The 15,235-nt window shown below is 69.5% G+C and carries 15 protein-coding genes and 2 pseudogenes; 7 read left to right on the forward strand and 10 right to left on the reverse strand.

Annotated features, from left to right (window positions below; all coding sequences use genetic code 11):
- Nucleotides 1–176 precede the first annotated feature (176 nt).
- The gene (locus ACKTSN_RS17960; RefSeq protein ID WP_409470053.1) at nucleotides 177–1,409 is read right to left on the reverse strand and encodes a M20 family metallopeptidase; all 1,233 of its coding nucleotides are present in this window, start codon (nucleotides 1,407–1,409) and stop codon (nucleotides 177–179) included.
- Nucleotides 1,410–1,743: 334 nt separating this feature from the next.
- Here ACKTSN_RS17960 and ACKTSN_RS17965 point away from each other — a divergent pair, with 334 nt between their 5' ends.
- Nucleotides 1,744–1,869, forward strand: coding sequence for a hypothetical protein (locus ACKTSN_RS17965; RefSeq protein ID WP_409470054.1), 126 nt, complete (start codon nucleotides 1,744–1,746; stop codon nucleotides 1,867–1,869).
- A gap of 170 nt (nucleotides 1,870–2,039) precedes the next feature.
- On the opposite strand, the gene ACKTSN_RS17970 is transcribed toward ACKTSN_RS17965, so the two are convergent.
- Together ACKTSN_RS17970 and ACKTSN_RS17975 are read right to left on the reverse strand one after the other, a co-directional pair.
- Nucleotides 2,040–3,293 carry an RNA-guided endonuclease InsQ/TnpB family protein gene (locus tag ACKTSN_RS17970; protein ID WP_409470055.1) on the reverse strand — a complete coding sequence of 418 codons (1,254 nt, stop codon included), beginning with the start codon at nucleotides 3,291–3,293 and terminating at the stop codon, nucleotides 2,040–2,042.
- Between the two features lie 469 nt (nucleotides 3,294–3,762).
- A protein-coding gene (locus ACKTSN_RS17975; protein WP_409474857.1) for an IS5 family transposase occupies nucleotides 3,763–4,568 on the reverse strand; the annotation gives its coding sequence in 2 pieces (ribosomal slippage) (nucleotides 3,763–4,247 and nucleotides 4,247–4,568; 807 coding nt in all).
- A gap of 473 nt (nucleotides 4,569–5,041) precedes the next feature.
- Between ACKTSN_RS17975 and ACKTSN_RS17980 the strand changes: the two are divergent.
- Together ACKTSN_RS17980 and ACKTSN_RS17985 are read left to right on the forward strand one after the other, a co-directional pair.
- Nucleotides 5,042–5,173 (forward strand): annotated as a pseudogene (locus ACKTSN_RS17980) (IS256 family transposase); the annotation flags it as partial.
- Nucleotides 5,174–5,371: 198 nt separating this feature from the next.
- On the forward strand, nucleotides 5,372–5,980 hold the full coding sequence (locus tag ACKTSN_RS17985; RefSeq protein ID WP_409474858.1) for a class I SAM-dependent methyltransferase: 609 nt from the start codon (nucleotides 5,372–5,374) through the stop codon (nucleotides 5,978–5,980).
- Here ACKTSN_RS17985 and ACKTSN_RS17990 read toward each other — a convergent pair.
- The 3 genes and pseudogenes from ACKTSN_RS17990 to ACKTSN_RS18000 form a co-directional block, all read right to left on the reverse strand.
- The gene (locus ACKTSN_RS17990) at nucleotides 5,969–6,148 is read right to left on the reverse strand and encodes a hypothetical protein (RefSeq protein ID WP_409470056.1); all 180 of its coding nucleotides are present in this window, start codon (nucleotides 6,146–6,148) and stop codon (nucleotides 5,969–5,971) included. The genes ACKTSN_RS17985 and ACKTSN_RS17990 overlap by 12 nt on opposite strands.
- Before the next feature lie 56 nt (nucleotides 6,149–6,204).
- Nucleotides 6,205–6,489, reverse strand: a pseudogene (locus ACKTSN_RS17995) (hypothetical protein); the annotation flags it as partial.
- Between the two features lie 67 nt (nucleotides 6,490–6,556).
- On the reverse strand, nucleotides 6,557–6,973 hold the full coding sequence (locus tag ACKTSN_RS18000; RefSeq protein WP_409470057.1) for an ATP-binding protein: 417 nt from the start codon (nucleotides 6,971–6,973) through the stop codon (nucleotides 6,557–6,559).
- A 225-nt stretch (nucleotides 6,974–7,198) separates the two neighbouring features.
- Here ACKTSN_RS18000 and ACKTSN_RS18005 point away from each other — a divergent pair, with 225 nt between their 5' ends.
- The 4 genes from ACKTSN_RS18005 (at nucleotide 7,199) to ACKTSN_RS18020 (ending at nucleotide 10,096) form a co-directional block, all read left to right on the forward strand.
- Entirely contained in the window at nucleotides 7,199–8,050 is an 852-nt protein-coding gene (locus ACKTSN_RS18005) for a helix-turn-helix domain-containing protein (RefSeq protein ID WP_409470058.1), read from the forward strand.
- An 8-nt stretch (nucleotides 8,051–8,058) separates the two neighbouring features.
- On the forward strand, nucleotides 8,059–8,256 hold the full coding sequence (locus tag ACKTSN_RS18010) for a DUF397 domain-containing protein (protein ID WP_409470059.1): 198 nt from the start codon (nucleotides 8,059–8,061) through the stop codon (nucleotides 8,254–8,256).
- Nucleotides 8,257–8,351: 95 nt separating this feature from the next.
- Nucleotides 8,352–9,119: a methyltransferase domain-containing protein gene (locus tag ACKTSN_RS18015; RefSeq protein ID WP_409470060.1), complete on the forward strand. Its 768-nt coding sequence runs from the start codon at nucleotides 8,352–8,354 to the stop codon at nucleotides 9,117–9,119.
- Nucleotides 9,116–10,096, forward strand: a complete 981-nt coding sequence (locus ACKTSN_RS18020; protein WP_409470061.1) for an EamA family transporter — start codon at nucleotides 9,116–9,118, stop codon at nucleotides 10,094–10,096. The genes ACKTSN_RS18015 and ACKTSN_RS18020 overlap by 4 nt, the downstream gene beginning before the upstream one ends.
- On the opposite strand, the gene ACKTSN_RS18025 is transcribed toward ACKTSN_RS18020, so the two are convergent.
- From ACKTSN_RS18025 to ACKTSN_RS18040, 4 genes are all read right to left on the reverse strand, one after another.
- Nucleotides 10,033–11,754 carry a response regulator transcription factor gene (locus tag ACKTSN_RS18025; protein WP_409470062.1) on the reverse strand — a complete coding sequence of 574 codons (1,722 nt, stop codon included), beginning with the start codon at nucleotides 11,752–11,754 and terminating at the stop codon, nucleotides 10,033–10,035. The genes ACKTSN_RS18020 and ACKTSN_RS18025 overlap by 64 nt on opposite strands.
- A gap of 93 nt (nucleotides 11,755–11,847) precedes the next feature.
- The gene (locus ACKTSN_RS18030; protein ID WP_409470063.1) at nucleotides 11,848–12,912 is read right to left on the reverse strand and encodes a hypothetical protein; all 1,065 of its coding nucleotides are present in this window, start codon (nucleotides 12,910–12,912) and stop codon (nucleotides 11,848–11,850) included.
- 59 nt (nucleotides 12,913–12,971) lie between these two features.
- Nucleotides 12,972–13,910, reverse strand: coding sequence for an N-acetylneuraminate synthase family protein (locus ACKTSN_RS18035; RefSeq protein WP_224735114.1), 939 nt, complete (start codon nucleotides 13,908–13,910; stop codon nucleotides 12,972–12,974).
- A 14-nt stretch (nucleotides 13,911–13,924) separates the two neighbouring features.
- Entirely contained in the window at nucleotides 13,925–15,205 is a 1,281-nt protein-coding gene (locus ACKTSN_RS18040; protein ID WP_409470064.1) for a cytidylyltransferase domain-containing protein, read from the reverse strand.
- Between the last annotated feature and the right edge of the window lie 30 nt (nucleotides 15,206–15,235).

Here is a 15,235-nt window from a genome sequence, read left to right on the forward strand (position 1 = left end):
TGGCCGTTATCCATTCGTGCCGGTGGCCGGTTACGTGCTTGTGAACCACCGGCTCGAATGGTGTGCACCTGGGGCGATCCCGGCGCGGTGAAGGGCATCTCTGATCGCTACGCGCACCAGGCTGCCCCCAGTCCCGGCGGGCCGCAACCGGAGGAGAACGACGTCGAACGACCGGCCTACCGCCCGCCGTGGACCAGCGCCGCAGCGGTGAACAGCTCCACGCCCACGGTGATGGCGGACTCGTCGACATCGAAGTCGCCCTGGTGCAGATCGCGCACCGTGCGCTCGCCGGGGGTGCGCACGCCGAGCCGGGCCATGGCGCCGGGCACCTGCTCCAGGTACCAGGAGAAGTCCTCGCCGCCGAGGCTCTGGTCGGTCCCCTCGACGGAGTCGGCCCCGCGCCGCGCGGTCATGGCCTCGCGCAGCAGCTCGGTCGTCTCGGCCTCGTTGACCACGGGGGGAACACCGCGCACGTAGTTGATCTCCGACTTGGCGCGGTGCAGGTTGGCCACCTCGTCGATCGCCGCATGCACGATGTCGGGCGCCTGCCGCCAGGCGTCGAGGTCCAGGCAGCGCACGGTTCCGGAGAGCTCGGCGTGCTGCGGGATGACGTTCGGTGCGTGCCCCGACTCGATCCGCCCCCAGGTCACGGCGAGCCCGCTGCGGGTGTCGACGCGCCGGGCGACCAGCGCGGGCACGTCGGTCACCACCCGGGCGACGGCGGTGACCAGGTCGGTCGTCAGATGGGGCCGGGCGGTGTGCCCGCCGGGCCCGTCCAGGGCGATTTCCAGCCGGTCGCAGGCGGAGGTGATGGGGCCCTCCCGCAGCCCGATCAGCCCAGCGTCGACCCTGGGGTCGCAGTGCACGGCGATCATCCGCTCCACCCCCTCGAGCACCCCGCAGTCGATGGCGTCGGCGGCACCTCCGGGCAACACCTCCTCGGCCGGCTGGAAGACCAGCCGCACGGGCCGCGGCAGCAGCCCCTGCTTGTGCAGCTCGGCGAGGACTAGCCCGGCGCCGAGCACCACGGTCGTATGGACGTCGTGCCCGCAGGCGTGCGCCCGGTCGGGCACGGTGGACCGGTAGGGGCACTCGGTCTTGGCATCCGGAATGGGCAGGGCGTCGATGTCGGCCCGGAACCCGAGCATGGGGGCCCCGCCGCGCCACTGCCCGCCGTCGGCCCCGACGTCACATACGAGCCCGGTCCCGACGGGCAGCACCCGCGGCTTCAGGCCGGCCTTCTCGAGGCGTGCCTTGATCGCGGCAGTCGTACGGAACTCCTGGTTGCCGAGCTCCGGGTGCATGTGCAAGTCGCGCCGGAACGCGACGAGTTCAGCGCCGAGCGCCGTCGGCAGCGTGCCGGGAAGAATGGCTCCCCCGGGATGATCGGCTTCGGATTCTGGGGACATCAGTTGCTTCACCCTCTAAAGGGTAGGACGCCGGGGTGGCCAACTCATCCTCAAACAGCAAAAGTTCAACCCGTTAGGGGAAGAAAATCTGGCCGCTCGACGCATGGGCGTGGGCTGAAATGGGTAGCCTTTTCTTTTTCTACGCATACCACGCCCCGCACTCACGCGGCGGTTCTGTTCCACCTGGCGGGATCGCACCTGTGGGGGAAGGGAGCTCGGATCCCGGAGTCATCACCAACACGCGACGTTTCCGCCAGCCAGCGCACACGGCCACCGCTCGCGGACCCCATGGAGGCGTGCGGTTGCGGCGAGGACCAGACCCCCTGGATGGTTGGTGAAATTCGGGCTGCTGGTGGCTGTGGTGTCGCTGGTCCACCGGTGGTGGTATCCGCTACAGACGACCGACGAGACCTCGCAGGGCCTGCTGAACGGCTTCACCTGGCGCACCAAGGTTCCTTGATGACGGGGCGATGCTCCGGAGACAGAAGGAGCAGGAGGAGCGTTTCAGGGCCGCGAGGCATTGATGAACTCGGGAATCCGGGTGCATGAGAAGTAGAGGAGCGCCTCAGGGAGCGTGCCGGGAGGAGCTATCCCGGCAAGATCGACCTCGGTTGCAGTTGCTTCACCCTGTCAAACTACTCGTCGCTGGAGCGACGGGCTTGCAGAACGGGCATCACTGGATGTGGTGCTGCGTTTGCGTCCAGCCCCACTCCGCTGGCGCGGTAGTGGGGCAGGGGCCGTTGACTGGGCCCCGCGTCGCCACAACTCCCACGCGCGGGCGCGGATGTTGCGGGAGCCGTTCCGGTCTGCATGATCAACGAATCCGCAGTTCCGGCACGCGAACCAGGCCTGGGAGACCCTGTTCGCCTTGTCGATGTGCCCGCACTCGGCGCAGGTACGGGAGGTGTATGCCGGATCGACGTGCACCACCGGCACCCCGGCCCGGCGGGCCTTGTACGCGATGAACGCCCCCAGCTGGGCGAACGACCAGCCGGAGTGGGTGGCCCGTTGGGGCTTTGCAAGCCGTACCCGCTCGCGGATGCCCGTCAAATCTTCCAGGGCGATCCCGCGATCGGTGCGTTCCGCCTCGGCCACCACATGCTTCGCGATCTTGTGGTTGATGTCCTTGGCCCGCCGCGCCTCCTTGCGCCGCCGCTTCCGCAGGCGGCGATTGGCGGACGGGGTGTTCTTCTTCTGGAGTTTCGCGCGGAGCTTCCGTTCCCGGCTCCGCACACGGTTGAGCTCACGCCCGGCCATGATCTCACCGTCACTGGTAGTGGCGATGTTCACGATGCCCAGATCGATGCCGAGGAAATCCACCGGTTCGATGTTCAGCGACTGCTCAGGGATCTCACAGGTGGCCAGCAGGAACCACAGGCCGTCGCGGCAAACGAGATCTGATTCTCCCCTGCGATGCAGGGCGAGGGTCGCCAACTGCTCCGGCGAGGCATTGAACGCGATGTTCTTCACCCGGCCGGTCACCGTCCATACCGACACGCGCCGCTCGGCGATCTGCCAGGACAACATTCGGTCGTCGTACGGCTGCGCCCCTTCCGGACGGAAGGCAATCGGACTCTCTACAGCACGGCGATACCGCTTCGAGCCGGGCTTTCCGAGGTTTCCAGCCTTGATGTTGGCCTTGAGCGTGGCATACGCATCGCACGTCTTCTTGATCACGTGCTGGGCCGCCTGCGCGCCCAGGCCCCACCGCGCTTTCACCTCGTCATAGGTGAGCTTGCGCAGCGCGAAGTTGTTCTTCACATCTCTTTCGAAAGCCAGTTGGCCGACCCAGGTCGCCGCCTCGTTGCAAGCGCGCAGTGTCGCCTCCAGTGCCTTCGCTTGCAGGGGCGTCGGCAGCAGCTTCACTTGCACGACCAGTTTCACGCCCGCGACTCTACCCTCACACTTCGAACCTTCGCATTCGAACATGAGAAAATCCGGATACGCAACGGCCAGTTGCTCTCGCTATCCAGAGCCGGGATGAGATCGCCACAGCGACGCCGGAACTGTCCATCCAGCTGGACCGGGCCAGTACGCGGGTACAGAGCCGCCCCATCCGGCCCCAAACCATCACCGCCGCATGAGGTTTCCGCCACGCAGCGCACACAGCAGGTCCCTCCGGGGAACACTGCTCGCATGAACGCGTATGCCTGCGGCGAGGAGCAGATCCCCTGGATGCTGGCGAAATTCGGCCTGCTCGGCACGGCAGGCCTGGTCCTGAGCCTGCTGGTGCGATAACGCTGGCTGCTGGTGGCAGCGGTATCGTTGTTCCAGCATTGGCGGCACCCCCGCTGGCAACCGACGCGACCTCGCAAGGCTCACTGGACGGCTTCACCTAGCCTAAGAGCTTGTCTCACGTGGCGAGCTTGGCCAGTTTCTTGTAGCAGGTCAGTGCCGCTGCGAGGCCGAGGAAGGCCAAGAAGTGTGTGCCCTTCCTCTCGTACCGGACGGTGAGGCGGCGGTAGCCGAAGAGCCAGGAGATCGACCGTTCGATCTTCCAGCGGTGTCGGCCCAGGCGCTCACTGGATTCGATGCCGGGCCGAGCGATACGCGGGACGATGCCGCGCCCGCGCAGCCACTTCACGTGCTCGGCGGAGTAGTAGGCCTTGTCCGCACGGAGCCTGCCGGGACGGCGCCGGCGCGGACCGCGCCGCGAGCGGATCGCGGGTATGCCCAGGACCAGGGGCAGCAGAGCCTGGCTGTCGTGGACGTTCGCCCCGGACACGCCGAGCGCCAGGGGTAAGCCCTGAGCGTCGGACAGCACATGCAGCTTGCTGCCCTTCTTGCCCCGGTCGACCGGATTGCGCCCGGTCAGCGATCCCCCTTTTTCGCGCGGACCGAGGCTGCATCGACGATCGTGGAGGACCAGTCCAGCTCTCCGCGGGCACCGAGCTCGTCCAAGACGGCCCGGTGTAGACGTCTCCACAGCCCGGCTTCTGTCCACGCGGAGAACCGGCGGTGCGTGGTGGCGGGAGAGACGCCGAACGTCTCGGGAAGATGCCGCCACGCGCATCCGCTGGTCAGCACGTACACAACCGCGGTGAACACGGCCCGCTCATCGCATGGGGCCGTCCCTCCTCCCTGCGGGCGCGGCGCGAACGAGGGAAGCAACGGAGCCGCCCGCAACCAGAGTTCGTCAGGAACCAACCGCTGCGACAGATCGACACCCATAAGAAGGAATCATGCCGCATCGATCAGACACCACGTGAGACAAGCTCTAAGAACGGCGGGTAGAGCGCACCCTTGCTGTAGCAGTACAGGATCAGCGCGAGCAGGTTCGCAGGAGGATATGCCACCCCTCCCTGCCCGTCGGCGCGATAGTTGCTCTCGAACGCTGAAAGATCGAGCCCTCCAACGACGTCGAGCACCTTCTAGCACAGGTGCTCGGTAGGCAGCCACTCCCGAAAATTCCGAGGCATCTCAAGGTCACGCTCACGGTCACACAACAGGAAGTTCGGCCCCAGGAATCAGGATTCCGACGTCTGCGCGATAGCCGGGTTGCGTCCTGAGAAGTGGTGTACGGGCTCCCACCTGATCCGGGCGTTTGCCCCGGCGTCGGAGTGAGTGTCCGGATACGAGAACGGCCACCGGCTGATCTTCGAGATGTCGAAGCCTCGAAGGAGATCAGCACGATGACCGCACCTGACAGTGTGCCCTTGCACGCCCTCGCGGAGGAGAATCTCGCCGCGGCGAGTCCCGATCTGCTGCGCGCGATGGTCAAGACGTTCGCCGACGCGCTCATGTCCGCGGAAGCCGACGCCCTCTCCATCACCTGGGAAGTGCTTCTTTCCTCGCAGCCAGCAGGACCCTCAGCAAGTCCTATCGTTACAGGTCAGGAGCACTTTCCGCGTTTTTGATCAAGCATCGGACAGTCCACCTCGCGAAAGCGCGAGGCTAATCTGTGCCTTGTGCTCCCCGCCCCGCCCGACTTCCTCAAGGCCACCCGGGCCTCTTACGACGCGATGGCCGACGACTACGCGGCCCACTTCCCCGACGGCCCCGGCATGCCCGTGGACCGGGCCGTGATCGGCGCCTTCGCCGACCTCGCCCGTACGCACGCCCCCGCCCCCGTGGCCGACCTGGGTTCGGGCCCGGGCGGGGTCACGGCGATGCTGGACGGTCTCGGTGTCCCGGTGTTCGGGGTGGACGTCTCCCCGCGGATGGTGGAGCTGGCCCGCCGGGCGCACCCCGGTCTGCGCTTCCACGTGGGTTCGATGACGAGCCTGGACCTGCCGGACGGGACACTGGCCGGCGTGCTGGCGCTGTACTCGATCATCCACATCCCGGACGAGCACCTGCCGGCGACGTTCGCCGAGTTCCACCGCGTTCTGCTCCCCGGCGGACACGTCCTGGTGGGCTTTCAGCACGGCGACACGGAGGACCGCCTCCACCTCACGGAACGCTTCGGCCACGAGATCGCCCTGGACTACCACTGGCGTACGCCCGAAAAGGTGGCCGACCTCCTGACGAAGGCCGGCCTCGACGTCCAGGCCCGTGTCCTGCGCGAGCCCCAGGACGAGGAGAAACGCCCGCGGGCGTTCCTGCTGGCCCGCAAGTCTCTAGTCGTCTGAGCCGGAGCGACTGCGCGAACTTCCGGACCGGCTCAGCAGCTCGCCGGCCGTCCGGGTCACGGCGGCCACCACACGCACCCAGCGGGGGCCGCCCCGTTCCGCCCACACGACGCAGACGCATCCTCCGACGGCGAGCGCCAGAACGCCGGACAGCACGAGTATCTCCATGCCTCTCCCCCTGCTTGCGAGTGCCGCGGTCCGCGCATCCTCTCATTCGCGGATCGCTACACCGCCCGCACCGCCGACAGCCGGTGCACATCGCGGGCCGTCCCCGTCACTCCGTCCAGGAAGCCCTGGGCGCGCGGTGAGGCGGTCCGGGTGAGCCATTCGGGGTTGATGTCGCAGACGGCGACGCGGACGACCGTACCGGCGAGGGCCAGCGGGAGGGCGTGGACGACCGTGGAGCGGAACGCTTCGGCCACGAGATATCGCTCGACTACTACTGGCGCACCCCGGACACGGTCGCCGCCCACCTGGCCAAGGCGGGCCTTAAGGTCCAGGCCCGCGTCCTGCGCGAACCGGTCGACCAGGAGACGCGCCCACGCGCGTTCGTCCTGGCCCACAAGCAGCCGTGACCTACGTGGTCACCTCGCACCAGACGTACTTGCCCCTGTTGCCGTGCCTGGACAGCGGCCGCCATCCCCACAGATCGCTGCAGGCCCGGACGAGGGCGAGGCCGCGCCCTTCCTCCAGCTCGGCGAGCTGATCCAACGACCTTGGCGGTTCAGGCGGTTCGGGGTCGGCATCCCAGGCCCCGATCCGCAGCACGCCCGCCGCCCAGCACACCCGTAGGGCTGCGGGCCCCTTCGTGTGGCGTACGGCATTGGAGACCAGCTCAGTGGCGAGCAGTTCGGCGACGTCGACGAGGTTGATCAGGCCATGCATGGTGAGGATCAGGCGGAGGGTGCGGCGGCTGATGGTGACGGCGCGCAGGTCGTTCGGGATGGAGAGGGAGTATTCCCAGGACTCGGGCTCGGACTCGGTTTCGGGCATACGTCGACTCCTGTTCGGCGGTTTGGGGTTGCGGTCAGCGGGCGGTGGCAGTGCCGCAGCCGTCATGGCAGGACGGAGTGGTGCGCTTCCGGGATCCCGGCGTTCCGCAGAGTGTGCGTCGCATCACCGACGGTAGACCTTAGATTTAAGAAGCAGCAAGCCGATCACCTAACCTGGCCCCCGAACAAGTCGCGCTTGCAAGCGCGTTGAACCAAGGAGCAGTCGATGGGAACCAAGCGCGAGCCCACAGCGCGACAGTTGCGGCTGGCGGTCGAATTGCGCAGGCTCCGCGAAGCGGCAGGGCTCAGTGCACGCGAGTCAGCAGCACTGCTCGGCGTGAACTCCGTCCAGATCAGCCAGATCGAGTCGGGCACCTCGGGCGTAAGCGAGCAGCGACTGCGCCGACTTGCAGGGCATTACGCCTGCACGGACGAGGAGTTCGTCGAAGCCTTGACGGCGATGGCGACCGACCGGACGCGCGGCTGGTGGGAGGAGTACCGGGGGCATCTGCCCACGTCGTTCCTGGACTTGTCCGAGTTGGAACACAACGCCACCTTCCGATGGGACGTGGACCTGCTCCACGTGTCAGGCCTTCTGCAGACCGAGGACTACGCACGGGCGCTCTTCTCAACCCGCATTCCGGAACTCCCCGAGGGAGAGCTAGAGTTGCGCGTTCGGCATCGCATGCAGCGGCGCCTGATCATCGAAGGGGCCACGCCGATCCCGTACGAGGCGGTGATCCACGAGGCGGCCCTGCGGATCAGAGTCGGTGGCCGGGCTGCCGCACAGGCTCAGCTCGCCCGCATCCTGGAACTCTCCGAAGCGGATCACATCACCGTCCGTGTCATCCCCTTCGCCCTGGAACGCTTCGACGACACCGGCTGCGCCATGATTTACGCGGGCGGCGGCGTCCCGAAGCTGGACACCGTGGTGCGCGACGGCCCTCACGGCACGACGTTCATCGACTCCGAGGCCCAACTCAGCGTCTTTCGAACACTTTTCCGTAGAGTAGAAGCTGCGTCACTCGATCCCGAACGGTCGCGTGAACTGATCCACAAGCTGGCCAAAGAGCTGTGAGGCACACGGTGAACACTCCCGACAACTGGCGGAAGTCGTCATACTCCGGTGGCGGCGACGGCAACGCCTGCGTGGAAATCTCAGACCGCCGCACCCACATGGCCATCCGCGACTCGAAGGCCCCGTCCTACGGGGCCCTCAGCGTCCCAATCGAGGCCTTCACCCCCTTCATCGAAGCCCTGAAGAGGGAGTTTCCGGCCAAGTGATCACGGCTAGGTAGAACTACCGAAGCGCTCCTCCCACAAGCACCCGTAGAAACGTCACCAGTGCTGCTCGTCTCAGAGTTGTGGAGGACATTCGTATGCCCATGCCTGGTCACTCGATACACCGTGCGCTGGCCACGAGCCTGGACGTGGCCACCGGACAGCGGGTGCTGGACCTCGGGTGCGGAACTGGCGGGACACTGCAGGCCGTGGCGGAGCGGGTGCCGGGCGCCTTACTACACGGGTGCGACGTCGATCGGGAGGCGGTGGCGGCCACGCGGACCCTACTGGGCGGGGACGCCGAGATCGAGGTGCACGACCTCAACAAGCCGACCCGGTACGCCGCCGGCAGCATGGACGCGGTCGTCTGCCACGACGTCCTGGAGTTCCTGCGCGACCCGGCGGCGCTGATCGACGAAGTGGCCCGGCTGCTGCGGCCGGGCGGTACGGCGGTGATCTCGCACACCGACTACGACGCCCTGGTGATCCGCGCGGGCGACCCGGAGCTGACGCGTGCCGTGTGCCACGGATGGGCCGAGTTCCCCGAGGAGTGGATGGAGTTCAGCGACGCCTGGATGGGGCGCAAGGCGGCCGCCCTGGTGCGCAAGAGCCTGCTGCGGATGGAGCACGTCGACACGCATGTGACGGTGGGGACGGAGCTGACCGGATTCGCCCGGCACCGGGTGGAGCAGATCGCCGCGGCCCTGCGGGAACGCGCGGTCAGCGGGACGGGACCGCTGTCGGTCGCCGAGATCGACGAGTGGACCGCGTCCGTGGAACGGGCCGCGCAGGACGGGGAGTTCTTCTACGCGGAAACCGCGTTCCTCGTCCGGGCGACCGCCGCGTACGCCCCCGTACCGGCATGACCTCCACCGCGCCCACTGCGCCCGCCCCGCCCGCCGCCTCCCCCGTCCGCGCTGCCGCACCGGCGATGGCCGCCACTGTCTGCGCCATGGTCAGCGTGCAGACCGGCGCCTCGCTCGCCGTGCCCCTCTTCGACCGGGTTTCGCCGGCCGGGACGGCCTGGCTGCGGCTGAGCTGCGCGGCAGTACTGCTGCTCGTATGGACCCGGCCGCGGATCCGTCGTCTGCCCCGCCGCAGCCTGGGCGCGACGGCGGCGCTCGGCTGCGCCAGCGCGGTGATGACCCTGTGCTCCTTCCAGGCCATCGACCGGCTGCCACTGGGCACGGTCAGCGCGGTGGAGTTCACCGGGCCGCTGCTGGTGGCCGTCGTGGGGTCGCGGCGACGTGCCGACCTGGTGTGGCCGCTGCTGGCGCTGGGCGGGGTGCTGCTGCTCACCCGGCCCTGGGAGGCGTCCGCGGACTGGCTGGGGATCGGCTACGCACTGGGTGCCGCGACGGGGCTCGGCAGCTACATCGTGCTCACCCAGCGGGTCGGCGACCGGCTGCCCGGTCAGCAAGGCGTCGCGCTGTCCACGGCCGTGGCGGCCCTGTGCACCGGAGTGGTGGCGGGCGGCGGGGCGGAGGCGGACTGGTGGAGCCCGCATGTGCTGGTCGTTTCGGCGCTGGCCGCGGTGCTGCTGCCGATCGCCCCGCATGTACTGGAACTGTTCGCGCTGCGCCGCCTGACGGCGGGGGCGTTCGGCACGCTGATGAGCCTGGAACCGGCGGTCGCGACGGGCATCGGTTTCCTCGTCCTCGCCCAGACCCCGGACGCGGGCCAGCTGGCCGGTGTGGTGCTGGTGTGCGTGGCGGGCACGGCGGCCTGCCGCAGCGGTACGAGGAGCACCACGCCGACGGTGACCGGACCGATCGTGGGTCAGCCCGACGTACCGCGCTCCGCACCGCGTCCGTCCTCGGAGCGTCCGTCCTCGGAGCGGTAGTACCACCCCACGGCCTCCGCACGGTTGCGCACGCCCAGTCTGGTCAGGAGCTGGGCGACATGCGCGTTGACCGTGCGGACGCTCAGGCGCAGTTCCTCGGCGATCTCCCGGTCCGTGCGGCCCTCGGCGAGGCGGGCGATCACCTCGCGCTGGCGTGGTGTCAGGTCGGCCGACGGTGCCGGGGGCGGCCGGCGCGCGGCCGGCGCACGGTCCGGGGGACGGTCCGGGGGACGGGGCGCCCGCAGCCGGGCGATCCGTTCGAGGTACGGCTCCGCTCCCATGGGTACGGCGATGCGCTCCGCCTCGTCGAGCAGCTCGACCGCGCGTTCGTCACCCGATCCGTACACGGCCGCCCGCCCCAGCAGGGCGTGGACCAGGCGGGCACGGGCATGGGTGCGGCGGAAGACCCAGATGGCGGTGTCCCAGTGCTCCGCCTCGTCCTGCTCCCAGGATCCTCCCGGCACCCGTGCCGCTTCCGCACGCGCCACGGCCACCACGCCGTCCGTCAGTTCGTAGGGCGCGGCCACATGGTGGCGTACCCGGGCGTAGACGCCCTCCACGATCTCCAGCAGCCGGTGCGGCGTGGTGTCGGGGTGCAGCATGGGCGGCCGGGGGCCGGCCGTCTGGGCGTGGATCGCGGAGGCCAGCGCGTCGATGACGTACAGGCCGCTGCTGGGAGGTGCGAGGTGCCCGCCGGCCAGGAGGAGCGCACGGCCGGTCAGCTCCTCGACGGCCGCGTGATCGCCGAGCCTGGCCGCCACAGCGAGCGCCAGGCTGAGGAAGTACGCCTCGTGCAGCGGGCTGCTGGTCGCCACCAGCCGGACCAACGACGGTGCCGGGTCCACATCCCGGCTGCGCCAGCTCTGCAGCCAGGCCCGTACGAGTACCTCCTCGACCTCGTTGAGCGAACCGTTCCGCTCGTGCGGTGCCGGGTCGCTCAGCAGGTCGTCGGCCTCGGTCCAGCGGCCGGCCTCGATCAGGTCCTCGATCAGGGCCAGGCGCAGTGTGTTGCCCTCCTCGGTGGCCAGTTCGCCGTGTTCGGCGGCGTAGGCCAGGCCTGCGCCGCGGATACGGGCGGCGTCGGCGACGTTCCCAGTGCGTAGGTAGGTGGCGCGGGCCTCGTTGAAGTAGGAGCGTACGACCAGGTGGTACTGCCGGGACTCGATGCCCAGGCGGCGGGCCCGCCGGGTGCGGTGGAGGGACTCGTCGAGGTGGCCCAGGGTGAGGGCGGCCTCGGCCACGACCGTGCAGACGACGGTCTCCAGCTCGGTGTCGTCGGCCTCGCGGGCCAGCTCTGCGGCCTCGTGGAGCAGCCGTACGCCGTCGTCGGTGCGGCCGCGCCGCAGCCCGGCGAGGCCGGAGGAGCAGAGCACCCGGATCCGCTCGTGCAGCGGAGCCTTCGGCCCCAGCTCGGCGAGGGACTGCTCGAAGTAGTCGTGCTCCCAGCTGGTGCTTCCCGCGTCGAGATAGCGGCCGAGGTGTTCCAGGAGCAGGGCGCGGGAGTCCGTCGTCCGCCCGGCCTCGGTCAGTGCCCGGACGGCGATCTGGTGGGCCAAGTCGGCCCGGCCGGAGCGGAAGGCACGCTCGGCCCGTCGACGGAGCGTCTCGGCCCTGCTCGACGCAGCGTCAGCATCATCGTCATGTCCGGCAGCTGCCACGACCCGCCTCTCAGCTCAGCCAACCTCGCAGGTCAGAGGGTAACAAGCGGCTACCGCCGGGCCGGGCACGGCAGTTGTCGCCCGTCGGCCGACTCACACCGCCGTCACCGCCGACAGCCGATGCACATCGCGGGCCGTCCCCGTCACCCCGTCCAGGAAGCCCTGGGCGCGCGGTGATGCGGTCCGGGTGAGCCATTCGGGGTTGATGTCGCAGACGGCGACGCGGACGACCGTACCGGCGAGGGCCAGCGGGAGGGTGTGGACGACCGTGGACGGGAAGCTGAGGATCGTGCGGCCGACCGGGCCGCGGCGGGCGATGAGTTCCAGGGGGAGGTCGGGGCGGACGATCTCCAGGCCCGTTTCCACCGCGAGCCGGTGGAGTTTGTCGGTGCTCTCGCGGCGGTGGGCGAAGTAGCGGCGGGCCCCGTGCGTCTTGGCGAGGGAGCGTACGGCGTCGATGTACCGCTCGCCGTCCACGACGCCCGTCTCGACCAGCGAGGTGCCGACCATGTCGGCGCCCTTGGTGATGCGGGGCGGGCCGAAGCGGGTGCGGGTCCAGGAGAAGTCGTTCGCGGTGACGGTGACGCCGCCCGGTGCCTCGTCGATCGGCATCGAGGAGAAGATCTCGACCCGGCGGCGCTCGCCGGGCGTCAGGCGGCGCCGGGCGGAGGACGACACCGGGGCGAAGAGCAGATCGCGCGGGCCGGGACGGCTGCCCCGCCGGTGCCAGCGCTCCAGGCGTTCACCGCGGGCGAGTTGGGCGACGAACTCCATCGTCGCCGTCCCGTCGTCCACTACCACCAGGTCACGGGCCCGCGTGATCGTCAGCAGAAGTTGTACGTACCGCGAGAACGGATCGCCCATGACGATCCGTTCCGCACGGCGCAGCGGCCCCACGAGCCCGCCGATCGTCTGGAAGGGTGCCGACGCGCCGCCGCGCGCTTCCTCCCAGCGGACCTCGTAGCCCTCCTCGCGCGCCAGTTCCGCCATCCGCCGCAGCTGGCCGCGGGTCATCGGGTCGACGGGCGACAGGACCACGAGCGTGAGCCCCGCGCCGGGTGCGTGGACATGCGCCCACTCCAGCACGTTCAGGAGCTGTACCGGACTCTCGACGAAGGCGAGAGTGTGAGGGCCGGCATTCCCGGCGCGGGGGCTCATCGGCGTACGACCGTCCCGTCGTAGGGCGTTGTGGGGGTTGTGAGGGGCTGACGGTGCCGTCAGACCTGGAGCGGCTCGCCCGCCGCCGCGGCGATCTCCGCCTCGGCGACGACGCCCTGGACGCGGCGCAGCTTCTTCATCGGGCCCAGCTCGGACTCGTAGACCTTCTTGACGCCGTCACCGAGGGAGGCCTCGATGGTGCGGATGTCGCGCACCAGGCGCGTGAGGCCCTGCGGCTCGACCGAGGCGGCCTGGTCCGAACCCCACATCGCGCGGTCGAGGGTGATGTGACGCTCGACGAAGGTCGCCCCGAGCGCGACCGCGGCGAGGGTGGTCTGCAGGCCGGTCTCGTGGCCGGAGTAGCCGATCGGGACGTTCGGGAACTCCTTCTCCAGCGTGTTGATCACGCGGAGGTTCAGCTCTTCGGCCTTCGCCGGGTAGGTGGAGGTGGCGTGGCACATGAGGATGTTGTCGGAGCCGAGGACCTCGACCGCGTGGCGGATCTGCTTCGGCGTCGACATGCCGGTGGAGAGGATGATCGAGCGGCCGGTGGCGCGCAGCGCCTTCAGCAGCTCGTCGTCCGTCAGGGACGCGGACGCGACCTTGTGGGCGGGGACGTCGAACTTCTCCAGGAAGGCGACGGCCTCGGTGTCCCACGGGGAGGCGAACCAGTCGATCCCCTTCTCCTTGCAGTACTCGTCGATCTGGCGGTACTCGGCCTCACCGAACTCCACGCGGTGGCGGTAGTCGATGTAGGTCATCCGGCCCCAGGGGGTGTCGCGCTCGATGTCCCACTGGTCGCGCGGGGTGCAGATCTCCGGGGTGCGCTTCTGGAACTTGACCGCGTCGCAGCCCGCCTCGGCGGCCACGTCGATGAGCTTGAAGGCGTTCTCCAGCTCGCCGTTGTGGTTGATGCCGATCTCGCCGCAGATGTAGACGGGCTTGCCGGGGCCGACCTCGCGGGAACCGAACGTACGGAGGCGGGAGTTGGTGCTCATGGCAGGAACTTTCCTTACTTGGTGGAGGGGTCGAGAGAGTCGAGAGAGGGTCCGAGGATCCAGCCGGCGATCTCTCGGATCGCGCCGACGCCACCGGGGACGGTGGTGACCGCGCGGGCGGCGCCGCGTACCACGTCGTGGGCGCTCGCGACCGCTACCGGCCAGCCGACGAGGGCGAAGCACGGCAGGTCGTTGACGTCGTTGCCGACGTAGAGCACGCGCTCCGGCGCGATGCCCTGCTCCTCGCACCACTGCTTCAGCGCGAGGTCTTTCCGGTCGACGCCGTGCAGCACCGGGATGTTGAGCTTCCGGGCCCGGGCGGCGACGACCGGGTTCTGCTCCGTGGACAGGATCAGCATGGTCAGGCCGCTGCGCCGCAGGGCCGCGATGCCGAGGCCGTCTCCGCGGTGCACGGAGACGAACTCCCGTCCATCGGCATCGATCAGCACCCGGTCGTCTGTCTGGGTGCCGTCGAAGTCGAGTACGACCGCGTCGATGTCGGCGGCGGTCGGAAGGGCGCCGGGGCGGTCCGCGTCGAACAGCGGCGCGAGGGCCCGGGCGCGGGCGAGGTCGTGCGGGTCGTCGATCTCCAGCACGCGCGCGGGGTCGGTGCGCACCAGCTCGGTGCGGCCGAAGAAGCGGTGCTGGTGCTCGCGGAAGCCGGCCGCGTTCATCGCGTAGGCGGCGCCGGTCTCCAGCAGGTCCTGGGGGCGGTCCTGGCGGCGCGGGCGGAAGGACTTGTCGTGGTTGACGCCGTAGCCGCCGCCCGTGCTGCGGGAGTCTGCGGCGGTGACCACGCTGTCGGCCTCCGCCTCCGCGTCCGCGTCCCGCCAGATGAAGCCGTGGAAGGGCGCGACGGTGACGGCCGTGTCGGCGCTGTTCTCGACGACCGCGCCGGCCACGCCGTCGATGTCCTCGCGGATCAGGAACGGGCTGGTGCACTGGACGAGCAGGACGGCGTCGACCGGGGAGCCGTGCAGCGCCTCGTGGGCGTCCATGGCGTGCAGCACGGCGGCCTCGGAGGTGGCGGTGTCACCGGCGATGGCGGCGGGGCGCAGCACGACCTCGGCGCCGGCCGAGCGGGCGGCGGCGGCAATGGCCTGGTCGTCGGTGGAGACGACGACGTCGGTCACCAGGCGGCTGGCGATGCACTCGCGCACCGCGCGGGCCACCAGCGGGATGCCGCCGACCGGGGCAAGGTTCTTCGCGGGCACGCCCTTGGAGCCGCCGCGCGCGGGGATCACCGCGAGCACCCGGCGCGCCGAAGCGCCTTGGCCCGCTTCCGGGTTGGACATTGGCTCTACTCCTTGACGTGCGTGAGGTGA

The organism is Streptomyces flavusporus (assembly GCF_046267975.1).
GTDB classification, from domain to species: Bacteria; Actinomycetota; Actinomycetes; order Streptomycetales; family Streptomycetaceae; genus Streptomyces; species Streptomyces flavusporus.

What these genes read in the sequence shown, in the direction of transcription:
- ACKTSN_RS18000 (WP_409470057.1), bottom strand. Translation starts at nt 6,973, where the DNA reads ATGCCCGAAACCGAGTCCGAGCCCGAGTCCTGGGAATACTCCCTCTCC.
- ACKTSN_RS18035 (WP_224735114.1), bottom strand. Translation starts at nt 13,910, where the DNA reads ATGAGCACCAACTCCCGCCTCCGTACGTTCGGTTCCCGCGAGGTCGGC.
- ACKTSN_RS18030 (WP_409470063.1), bottom strand. Translation starts at nt 12,912, where the DNA reads ATGAGCCCCCGCGCCGGGAATGCCGGCCCTCACACTCTCGCCTTCGTC.
- ACKTSN_RS17990 (WP_409470056.1), bottom strand. Translation starts at nt 6,148, where the DNA reads ATGGAGATACTCGTGCTGTCCGGCGTTCTGGCGCTCGCCGTCGGAGGA.
- ACKTSN_RS18015 (WP_409470060.1), top strand. Translation starts at nt 8,352, where the DNA reads ATGCCCATGCCTGGTCACTCGATACACCGTGCGCTGGCCACGAGCCTG.
- ACKTSN_RS18040 (WP_409470064.1), bottom strand. Translation starts at nt 15,205, where the DNA reads ATGTCCAACCCGGAAGCGGGCCAAGGCGCTTCGGCGCGCCGGGTGCTC.
- ACKTSN_RS17960 (WP_409470053.1), bottom strand. Translation starts at nt 1,409, where the DNA reads ATGTCCCCAGAATCCGAAGCCGATCATCCCGGGGGAGCCATTCTTCCC.
- ACKTSN_RS18020 (WP_409470061.1), top strand. Translation starts at nt 9,116, where the DNA reads ATGACCTCCACCGCGCCCACTGCGCCCGCCCCGCCCGCCGCCTCCCCC.
- ACKTSN_RS17985 (WP_409474858.1), top strand. Translation starts at nt 5,372, where the DNA reads ATGGCCGACGACTACGCGGCCCACTTCCCCGACGGCCCCGGCATGCCC.
- ACKTSN_RS18005 (WP_409470058.1), top strand. Translation starts at nt 7,199, where the DNA reads ATGGGAACCAAGCGCGAGCCCACAGCGCGACAGTTGCGGCTGGCGGTC.